Here is an 8,830-nt window from a genome sequence, read left to right on the forward strand (position 1 = left end):
CCGGCGTCGCGACGGTGACCGGAGCCACAACTCAGGGCACATCCGCAGCTCAGGGGCATGAAACAGGTTGCTAAAAAATCTTGTAAGAAGCAGGGAACCGAATTTCGACTCCCCCGCGTCTAACTGCCGAGGGTGCTGCTCGGGACTGAAAGTGGTCTTCCCCGCCAAATGGCCGGCGAGGAAGGCCACTTTCATGTGGAGAGCCAGTCGAGCATGGCCCGCTCGCTCTCGACGATCTTCGGCAGCGAGACGTACTCCCCCTGCTGGTGCGCGAGGTTCGGATCACCGGGCCCGTAGTTGACGGCGGGCACCCCCAGTGCGGAGAAGCGGGCCACGTCGGTCCAGCCCAGCTTGGCGCGCGGCGTGCCGCCGACCGCCTCGGTGAAGGCCGCGGCCACCGGGTGCGTCAGGCCCGGCCTCGCGGCGGGCGCGGCGTCGACGAAGGCCACCTCGAAGCCGTCGAACACCTCGCGTACGTGCTCCTGGGCCCGCTCGATCGACAGGTCGGGCGCGAACCGGTAGTTGACGGTCACCACGCACTGGTCCGGGATGACGTTGCCCGCGACCCCGCCGCGCACGCCGACCGCGTTCAGCCCTTCGTGGAACTGGAGACCGTCGACCACCGGCCGCCGCGCCTCGTAGGAGTTGAGCCTGGCGAGGACCGGCTCGATCCCGTGGATGGCGTTGCTCCCCAGCCACGACCTGGCGCTGTGGGCGCGCCTGCCCGTCACGGTGACCTCGGCGCGCAGCGTGCCCTGGCAGCCGCCCTCGATCACGCCGCCGGTCGGCTCCATCAGCACCGCGAAGTCGGCCTCCAGCCAGTCGGGGTGGTCTCTGGCGACCCGGTTGAGGCCGTTGCGCTCGGCCTCGACCTCCTCGCAGTCGTAGAAGACGTACGTGATGTCCCTGCCGGACGACGGGACGGCCGCCGCCAGCCTGAGCGCGACCGCCACGCCGGCCTTCATGTCGGAGGTGCCGCAGCCGTACAGGAGGTCTCCCTCCACCCGGCTGGGCAGGTTGGCGGCGACGGGGACGGTGTCGAGGTGCCCGGCGATCAGCACCCGCTCCGGGCGGCCCGCCTGGGTGCGGGCCACGACGGTCTCCCCCGACCGGTCGACCTTCAGGTGCGGCAGCGCGGACAGCGCCCGCCGCACCTCGTCGGCCAGCCGCCGCTCGGCGCCGCTGACCGACTCGATGTCCACGATCGCGGCGGTGAGCGCGCGTACGTCCTGCGTCAGGTCAAGCATCAGGTGTTCACTCCGTGTTCGCGCAGCACCTCGTTGAGGGCCGCCTTGTCGTGCCGCTGTCCCGGCTCCAGATATTGGAGCACGAGCACGCAGGGCAGGCCGAACGTGCCGCCGGGGAACTCCTTCTGGCGGGTGCCGCCGACCGCCACGCACCAGGCGGGGATGCGGCCGCGGGCGATCTCCTCGCCCGTCCGCACGTCGATCACCGGGATGGAGCCGGAGAGGATCGTCCCGGCGCCGACGACCGCGCCCTGCCCGACCCGGGCGCCTTCGACGATCATCGCGCGGCTGCCGATCAGCACGCCGTCCTCGACGACGACCGGGACGGCGCCGGGCGGCTCCAGCACCCCGCCGATACCCACCCCGCCGGACAGATGCACATTTCTGCCGATCTGGGCGCAGGACCCGACCGTGGCCCAGGTGTCGACCATGGTGCCGGCGTCCACGTACGCGCCGATGTTCGTGAACGACGGCATCAGCACCACGCCGGGAGCCAGGTAGGAGCCCCACCGGGCGATCGCCCCCGGCACCACCCGCACCCCGTCGAACGAGCTCTTGAGCGGGTGCCTGTCGTGGTGCTGGAAGTCGCCCACCTGCGAACGGGCCATGCCGAGCACCGTGAAGCTGAGCAGGATCGCCCGTCTGGCCCGCTCGTCCACGACGACGTCGTCGCCGGCCAGGCGGGCCGCTCTCGCCTCGCCCTTGTCGAGCAGGTCGACCGCGCCGACCACAACGTTGCGCGCGTCGACGTCGGCGGGCGACAACTCCGCCCTGCGCTCCCACAGCTCGTCCACCACCGGAGACAGCGGTGACGAGGTGCTCACGTGACTCATGGCCCCGGAGCTTATCCGTCCAGGTAGGTTCTTCAGCGTGCGCGTGCGCTTCTCCCGTGGGGTCATCACCATCGCGATCATCGTGATCGTCCTCGCCGTGGCCATTTCCGTGGGCCTGTACCACCTGCTCAAGCGGACACCCAAGCTGGCGGAGCGCCATCCGTACTGCGTGGTCAGGACGCCCGACGGCGTCCGCAACCTCGATCCCGAGCAGGCGCAGATCGCGGCGACCATCGCGGCGGTCGCGGCGCGGCGCAGGCTGCCCGAACGGGCGGTGGTGATCGCGTACGCGACGGCGATCCAGGAGTCGAAGCTCTACAACGTCGCCTTCGGCGACCGCGACTCGGTGGGCGTGTTCCAGCAGCGCCCCTCGCAGGGATGGGGCAGGAAGAAGCAGCTCATGGACCCCGTCTACGCCACCAACAGGTTTTTCGCCGCCCTGGTCAAGGTGAAGAAATACCGCAAGATCCCGCTGGCGGAGGCGGCGCAGGCCGTGCAGCGCTCGGCGGGCGGCTACGCCTATGCCGCGCACGAGGACGAAGCGAAGATTCTGGCCGCCGCGTTCACCGGGCGTGTCCCCCAGGCGGTGCACTGCTGGTATGCCGCCGCGAAGACGCCCGCGCCCACGTCGCGGACCGCCGCGGCCCGCAAGCAGCTCGCCAGGGCGCTCGGCGGCACCGCGATCACCACCAAGCGGCGCGGCTGGCTGGTGGCCGCGTGGTCGGTGGCCCACGCCGAGAAGTACGGGCTCAACCGCGTCGGCTACAACGGCGCCACCTGGGTCAACGACTATGAGCGCGACGGCTGGCAGACGGGCGGCAAGGCGAGCGCCCGCCGGGTCGACCTCTCGTAGCGCCGGGTCAGGTCGCCCTGCGCACGATGGAGATCGAGCCGGGCGGCAGCGGCTGGGCGTAGCAGGCCGTCCATGAGCGGCCCTGGATGCGTTCGAAGGAGAGCAGCCGCCCGTCGGAGGCGCGGTAGTCGGCGAAGTCGAGCAGGCCCCTGTCGGGGTTGCCGGTGTCGCCCTCGCTCCTGAAGGCGGCCGTGCCCCGCTCGATCGGGAAGAACTCCACGCCTTCCATGATCAGCATGCTCTTGGCGGGAACCATGCCCTGGGTGGGCACGTCGGTCCAGAGCAGCACCTCCAGGTGCGGCGGGTCTCCGTCGAGCACCTCCACCGACAGCCACTGCAGGCGGCGCGAGCCGTCGCGCAGGAGGTATTCGATCCACTGGGTGCCCTGCCACGAGACGTGCATGGCACCGAGCACGCGCGCGGGCGAGCCCTGCACGTCGATCCGGTCGCCGACCTGGATCGTGCGAGGGTCGGTGTAGTCGGTGCCGGCATGCCCGGGCGCGATCACCGGTGCTGCCAGCGGGGTCTCGACGGGAGCGACCTCAGCCGGCGGCACGCTCGCACGGCCCTTCCTGTCCTGCCGCAGAGTGGCCAGGAAGGCACCCAGCAACAGCAGGATGGTGACGATGCTCAGCCCGAGTACGACCATGGAGGTCATGCTCATCGATCAGCTCGCTCCACTCGCGGTCTGTCTCGGCAAAAGCTCTTATCAATTTATGCGTCAAGCCCGCGCGGCGGGCTATGTCGCGCGATCCTACTGGAGGCGGCGCACGGCCGCACCGATCCGCTCATCCGTGGCCGTGACGGCGACGCGGACGTGCCGTTCACCTGCCAATCCGTAGAACTCACCCGGCGCGACCAAAATGCCGATTTCGGAGAGCTTGGCGACCTGGTCCCAGGCGCTCTGCCCATTCGACGCCCAGAGGTACAAACCGGCCGTCGAGTGGTCGACACGCCACCCCGCCCGCTCCAGCGCGGGGCGCAGCAGGGCGCGGCGGCCGGAGTAGAGCTCGCGCTGCCGGTCGGCGTGCGCGTCGTCGCCCAGGGCGGCCGTCATCGCCGCCTGGACGGGCGCCGGCATGATCATGCCGGCGTGCTTACGCGTCTCCAGCAACCGCTTGACGAGGACGGGATCGCCCGTCACGAACCCGGCGCGGTAGCCGGCCAGGTTGGAGCGTTTGGAGAGCGAGTGGACCGCCAACAGCCCCTCGTGGGAGCCGCCGCAGACGTCGGGGTGCAGGATCGAGACCGGCTCCTCCTCCCAGCCGAGCTCGATGTAGCACTCGTCGGAGGCCACGACCGTGCCGCGCTCGCGCGCCCACGCCACGACCTTGCGCAGGTGCCGGGCGGGCAGCACCCGGCCCGTGGGGTTGCCGGGAGAGTTGACCCACATCAGGTCGACCCGTTCCGGGCCGAGCGCGAGCGTGCTGTCGGCCGGGGTCGCCACCGCCCCGGCCAGCCGGGCGCCCACGTCGTAGGTGGGATAGGCAAGCTCGGGAAAGACGACCCGCCGGGCCCCGAGGTAGGTGGGCAGCCAGGCGACGAACTCCTTGGAACCGATCACCGGAAGCACGTCACGCTGGTCGACGGTGACGCCGTGCCGACGGCGCAGCCACCCGGCCGCGGCCTCGCGCAGCGCCTTGGTGCCGTGGGTGAGGGGGTAGCCGGGGCTGTCGGCCGCCTGCGCCAGCGCGTCCTGGACGGCCCGCGGCACGGAATCGACGGGCGTGCCGACCGACAGATCGACGATGCCGCCGGGATGTGCAAGCGCGCGCTCTTTGTACGGCTCCAGCTTGTCCCAGGGGAAGTCGGGCAGGTTGTTCACGGTTCTCCAGGGTGTCACGTTGCCGTATCGAGCGCCGGGCATGCTTCACGAGCGGGGCGCACCCGGCCCGGATGCCCCCGCTCGCTTCGTGCCTTGACCGTCAGTGGCCCTCTGCCTGCGGCGGCAGGGCGGCCACCACCGGGTGGTCCTTCTCGATCTTGCCGACCTTCGAGGCGCCACCGGGCGAGCCGAGGTCCTCGAAGAAGTCCACGTTCGCCTTGTAGTAGTCCTTCCACTGCTCGGGAAGGTCGTCCTCATAGAAAATGGCCTCGACGGGGCATACAGGCTCACACGCGCCGCAGTCCACGCACTCGTCGGGGTGGATGTAAAGCATGCGCTCGCCCTCGTAGATGCAATCAACGGGGCATTCCTCGATGCACGCCTTGTCCAGGACGTCCACGCAAGGCTGCGCGATGACGTAGGTCACCTCGAGCTCCTTCTTCTCCGCACCATGGCATGACTCTGACCGCGGTTTGCTACGCCCTAGTATTGCCGTGCTTGCCGACTGGCCGAAACGGAGGGTGGCAAACTCGTGGCGGCACGGCTCGTCATCGCGATCACAAGTCAGGACATCGGCGCACGGATCACCACCCGTAGGCGCGTGCCAGAAGGCTTCCGCGACGCGGTGGGGATCCTCGTGTCGTGGGAGTCCGGGGTGCTGACCGTCCGCAAAAAAGACGGGACGCTGGTGGAGATTCCCGAGGAGACGCTGGTAGCCGCCAGGGTCGTTCCGGCCGCGCCTCCTCGACCTGGACGGATGTAGCGGTAAGTATTCGTTGTGTGACTGTACGTACCTGCGCCGCCGCAGCAGCCATCCTCGCCAGTGCCGGATGCGGCGCGTCGTCCACCGAGACCGCCTCCACCGAGGCCAAGAACCTGCCGCCCCTCAACGCCCAGGCCGCCTCCATGAAAGCCGGCTTCGGCACCATGGAGCGGCTCGTCGAGGCCGCGACGCGCGAGGGTGAGCTCAACGTGATCGCGCTGCCCCGCGACTGGGTCAACTACGGCGAGATCATCGACACCTTCGCCGACAAGTACGACATCAAGGTCAACGAACTCGAACCCAACGCGGGCAGCAAGCGTCAGCTCGACGCCGCCGCGCAGCTCAAACCCGACGTGTTCGACCTGACGATGGACGTCGCAGTCGCCGGGGCGGGGCGGTTCGCCCCGTACAAGGTGCAGGGGTGGCAGGACCTGCCCGACCAGGTCAAGGACCCTGCGGGCGGCTGGTACGCCGCCTACGGCGGCTACATGTCCATCGGGTACGACCCGCGCGCCGTCAAGCCTCCTGTCTCCTTCGCCGACCTGCTGAAGCCCGGCTACCGGGTCGCGCTCGACGGCGACCCGCTCCGCTCGGCGTCGGCGTTCGACGGCGTGATGGCCGCCTCCATGCGGGCGGGCGTGCCGCAGCCCGCGCAGGGAGTGTCGCTGTTCGCCAAGCTGAAGCAGGCGGGCAGGCTCACGGATCCGTCCAAGGCCAACACGATCGTCGCCTGGGACCACCTCAACGCGGCCCGCAGCGCTCACCAGCCGGACGCGTGGAAGGTGACGATCCCTCGCGACGCCGCCCTCGGCGGTTACCACGTACAGGCGATCAACAAGGCGGCGCCGCATCCGGCAGCCGCGAGGCTCTGGCAGGAGTTCCTGTTCTCCGACGAGGGCCAGAACCTGCTCATGAAGGGGTTCGCCCGGCCCGCGCGCACCGAGGCGATGCGCATGAAGGGCACGCTCGACGCCGAGCGGGCCGCGAAATTGCCCAAGGCGCCCGGCCCGCCGGTCATCCTGACGATTCCGCAGGCAGACGCGGCGAAGGCGTACCTCAAGCGGCAATGGGCGAAGAGCGTGGGATGAGTCCGATGTGACTTGATATGTCGTAGGGACGTTCAGGCTCTAAAGTGAACGGACAGCACGGCCACGGGGGCCCGTTGTCTGACCGAATGTGAGCTGATCGTCTTGCGATACGACACGCCGAGTTTGGAGCGGTGGAACAGTCGCGCCTACGACAGCAGCTTCGGCTACGTCTCGACCCAGGGCGCGCCACTGGTCGACCTGCTCGACCCGCGGCCCGGCGAGCGTGTGCTCGACCTCGGGTGCGGCACCGGAGTGCTCACCTCCCAGATCGCCTTCAGAGGTGCCGACGTGCTCGGCATCGACGGCTCGGCCAAGATGATCGAGAAGGCGCTGGCACAGTATCCGGGCATCAACTTCATCGTCGGCGACGGGCACGACTTCACCGTCGTCGAACCGTACGACGCGGTCTTCTCCAACGCGGCGCTGCACTGGATGAGCCGCGACCCGGGCAGCGTGATCGCGAACGTCCGCGAGGCCCTCACGCCCGGCGGGCGTTTCGTCGCCGAGATGGGCGGCGCGGGCAACTGCGCCGAGCTGACCGCCGCGATGCTGACCGCCTGGCGTGAGTACGGCCTGCGCGAACCTGACCTGCCGTGGTATTTTCCCACGCCTGCCGAGTACGCCCGGCGGCTCGAACAGGAGGGTTTCGTCGTCAGGTTGCTCGAATACTTCGACCGGCCGACGCCCCTGGACGAGTGCCCGGGCGGAGCCGCCGACTGGGTGAGCACGTTCGCCGCCTCGGTGCTCAAGGGGCTCCCGCCCGACATCGTGGGGCCCCTGCTGCGGCGCGTCAACGAACTGGCCGCGCCCGCGCTGCGCAGGGAGAGTGGCTGGATGGCCGACTACGTGCGCCTACGCTTTGCCGCTGTTCGGCGCTGATGCGTAGTGCATGATGCGTAGGGCTCTTTTGCCGGACTATGGTCTGTTCCGTGGGCGGCGAGACTATGGCTGCACCGCTGCGGCGGCGTGAGGGGCTGGTGAACGGAACGGGATGAATTTCTGCCTGAGCGACCTCGTACCACCGTTGAGGTGGAGCGACGCGTCGACGATCACGCTACTCACCGGGCAACCGGACCTGCCGGACGCGTGGTGGCGCACTCTGCCCATGCCCCACGTGCTCGCGGCCATCGGCCCGGAGTCGCTGGGCGAGCTGCTGACGGAGATAGCCCTGGAGCATTGGCCGGCGGCGGCGGTGGGCGACGTCCTGCCGGCGCTGCACGTCCTCGACCCCGACGAGGCCGACGAGCCCGCCGTCGTCATCGCGCTCGACCGGGCCGGCTCGTGGGCGGGACTGCTGGCGCTGACCAGCCGGGAGCTGGTGGACCAGCCCTTCATCCAGGCGCGTCCGGTGCTGAACACGCTGTTCTCCGCCGCCTTGGTACGCCTCGCGCGCTCGCGCCACGACCACCCGGCCCCCGCGCCGGCGTCTTCGCCCGCGTCGGCGTCCCCGTCGGCGTCCCCGTCGGCGTCGGTCCCCGGGCCGGTCCCGGCCTCGGGGTCGGCCGCTGAGGCCGCGGCCACGGTCGGCCCGGTGCCGGCCCCCGCCCCGGCCGTCCCCGAGACGGCGCACGGGTCGGAGCCGGTCACCGCCGACCCGCAGCCCGCCCAGCCGGCCGGGGAGCACCCTGCCGAGGCCGGGCACTCGCCGGAGCCCGGACGGCCCGTGGAGCCCGAGCACTCCGCCGGTGCCGAGCACGTCGGCGGGCAGCACTCCGACGCGGCCGAGCAGCCCGACGGGCAGGACTACGTCACGGGTGAGTCGGCCGGCGGACAGCAGCAGGCCGTCGAGGCGAGCGAGCGTCACGGGGCGGTCGCCGAGCAGGCGATGCCTCACGAGGCCGGTGAACGTGCCGCTGACGCGGCGGCGCAGTTCGCCGCCGAACCGGGCGAAGCCGCGCGTGTGGCCGATCATGACGCTGAGGCCGCCGGGAGCGAGGTCGCCGGGGGGCCGGAGGCCCCGGCCGCCGGCGTGGGGCCTGACGCTGAGGCAGTGAGCGCCGAGCAGGTCCGGGAACCTGCCGCTGAGGCCGTCAGCCCGGAGCCGACCCCACAGCCCGCTGAGGCCGGCAGTCAGGAGCCGGTGGCGGAGGCCGCCGCTGGGGTCGTCGGTCCTGAGCCGGTCGCGCCGGGTCAGGACGTTCTGGAGGCTTCCTCCGCGCCTGCGGCGGGGCTGGAGCCCGAGCCTCTGGCCGACGCGGCGCCGGAGCCGGAACCCCAGGCC

At 70.6% G+C, this 8,830-nt stretch carries 9 protein-coding genes and 1 pseudogene; 5 read left to right on the forward strand and 5 right to left on the reverse strand.

What is annotated here, in order from left to right; translation table 11 throughout:
- Positions 1 to 191: 191 nt before the first annotated feature.
- Together dapE and E1267_RS26095 are read right to left on the reverse strand one after the other, a co-directional pair.
- Entirely contained in the window at positions 192 to 1,247 is a 1,056-nt protein-coding gene (gene dapE, locus E1267_RS26090; RefSeq protein WP_132335919.1) for a succinyl-diaminopimelate desuccinylase, read from the reverse strand.
- Entirely contained in the window at positions 1,247 to 2,080 is an 834-nt protein-coding gene (locus E1267_RS26095) for a 2,3,4,5-tetrahydropyridine-2,6-dicarboxylate N-succinyltransferase (RefSeq protein WP_132335921.1), read from the reverse strand. The genes dapE and E1267_RS26095 overlap by 1 nt, the downstream gene beginning before the upstream one ends.
- Between E1267_RS26095 and E1267_RS26100 the strand changes: the two genes are divergently transcribed.
- Positions 2,079 to 2,933, forward strand: a complete 855-nt coding sequence (locus E1267_RS26100) for a hypothetical protein (RefSeq protein ID WP_246064264.1) — start codon at positions 2,079 to 2,081, stop codon at positions 2,931 to 2,933. The two genes, E1267_RS26095 and E1267_RS26100, sit on opposite strands and share 2 nt — an antisense overlap.
- 7 nt (positions 2,934 to 2,940) lie before the next feature.
- Here the strand turns inward: E1267_RS26100 and E1267_RS26105 are convergent, their stop codons facing one another.
- From E1267_RS26105 to fdxA, 3 genes are all read right to left on the reverse strand, one after another.
- The gene (locus E1267_RS26105) at positions 2,941 to 3,597 is read right to left on the reverse strand and encodes a DUF4178 domain-containing protein (protein ID WP_246064265.1); all 657 of its coding nucleotides are present in this window, start codon (positions 3,595 to 3,597) and stop codon (positions 2,941 to 2,943) included.
- A 90-nt stretch (positions 3,598 to 3,687) separates the two neighbouring features.
- Complete coding sequence (dapC, locus tag E1267_RS26110; RefSeq protein WP_165959786.1) at positions 3,688 to 4,758, reverse strand: succinyldiaminopimelate transaminase; 1,071 nt, start codon at positions 4,756 to 4,758, stop codon at positions 3,688 to 3,690.
- Positions 4,759 to 4,858: 100 nt separating this feature from the next.
- Positions 4,859 to 5,185 (reverse strand): ferredoxin, encoded by a 327-nt coding sequence (gene fdxA, locus E1267_RS26115; protein WP_132335925.1) that lies wholly within the window; start codon positions 5,183 to 5,185, stop codon positions 4,859 to 4,861.
- Positions 5,186 to 5,290: 105 nt separating this feature from the next.
- On the opposite strand from fdxA, the gene E1267_RS26120 reads away from it, so the two are divergent.
- The 4 genes and pseudogenes from E1267_RS26120 to E1267_RS44595 all read left to right on the forward strand — a co-directional run.
- Positions 5,291 to 5,521, forward strand: a complete 231-nt coding sequence (locus tag E1267_RS26120; RefSeq protein ID WP_132335927.1) for a putative acetyltransferase — start codon at positions 5,291 to 5,293, stop codon at positions 5,519 to 5,521.
- A 17-nt stretch (positions 5,522 to 5,538) separates the two neighbouring features.
- The gene (locus E1267_RS26125; protein WP_246064266.1) at positions 5,539 to 6,609 is read left to right on the forward strand and encodes an ABC transporter substrate-binding protein; all 1,071 of its coding nucleotides are present in this window, start codon (positions 5,539 to 5,541) and stop codon (positions 6,607 to 6,609) included.
- Between the two features lie 102 nt (positions 6,610 to 6,711).
- Complete coding sequence (locus E1267_RS26130) at positions 6,712 to 7,488, forward strand: class I SAM-dependent methyltransferase (RefSeq protein ID WP_132335929.1); 777 nt, start codon at positions 6,712 to 6,714, stop codon at positions 7,486 to 7,488.
- Positions 7,489 to 7,714: 226 nt separating this feature from the next.
- Positions 7,715 to 8,830, forward strand: a pseudogene (locus E1267_RS44595) (hypothetical protein); the annotation flags it as partial.

It is taken from the genome of Nonomuraea longispora, assembly GCF_004348345.1.
Classification (GTDB): domain Bacteria; phylum Actinomycetota; class Actinomycetes; order Streptosporangiales; family Streptosporangiaceae; genus Nonomuraea; species Nonomuraea longispora.

What these genes read in the sequence shown, in the direction of transcription:
- dapE (WP_132335919.1), bottom strand. Translation starts at nt 1,247, where the DNA reads ATGCTTGACCTGACGCAGGACGTACGCGCGCTCACCGCCGCGATCGTG.
- E1267_RS26100 (WP_246064264.1), top strand. Translation starts at nt 2,079, where the DNA reads ATGGCCCCGGAGCTTATCCGTCCAGGTAGGTTCTTCAGCGTGCGCGTG.
- E1267_RS26095 (WP_132335921.1), bottom strand. Translation starts at nt 2,080, where the DNA reads ATGAGTCACGTGAGCACCTCGTCACCGCTGTCTCCGGTGGTGGACGAG.
- E1267_RS26105 (WP_246064265.1), bottom strand. Translation starts at nt 3,597, where the DNA reads ATGAGCATGACCTCCATGGTCGTACTCGGGCTGAGCATCGTCACCATC.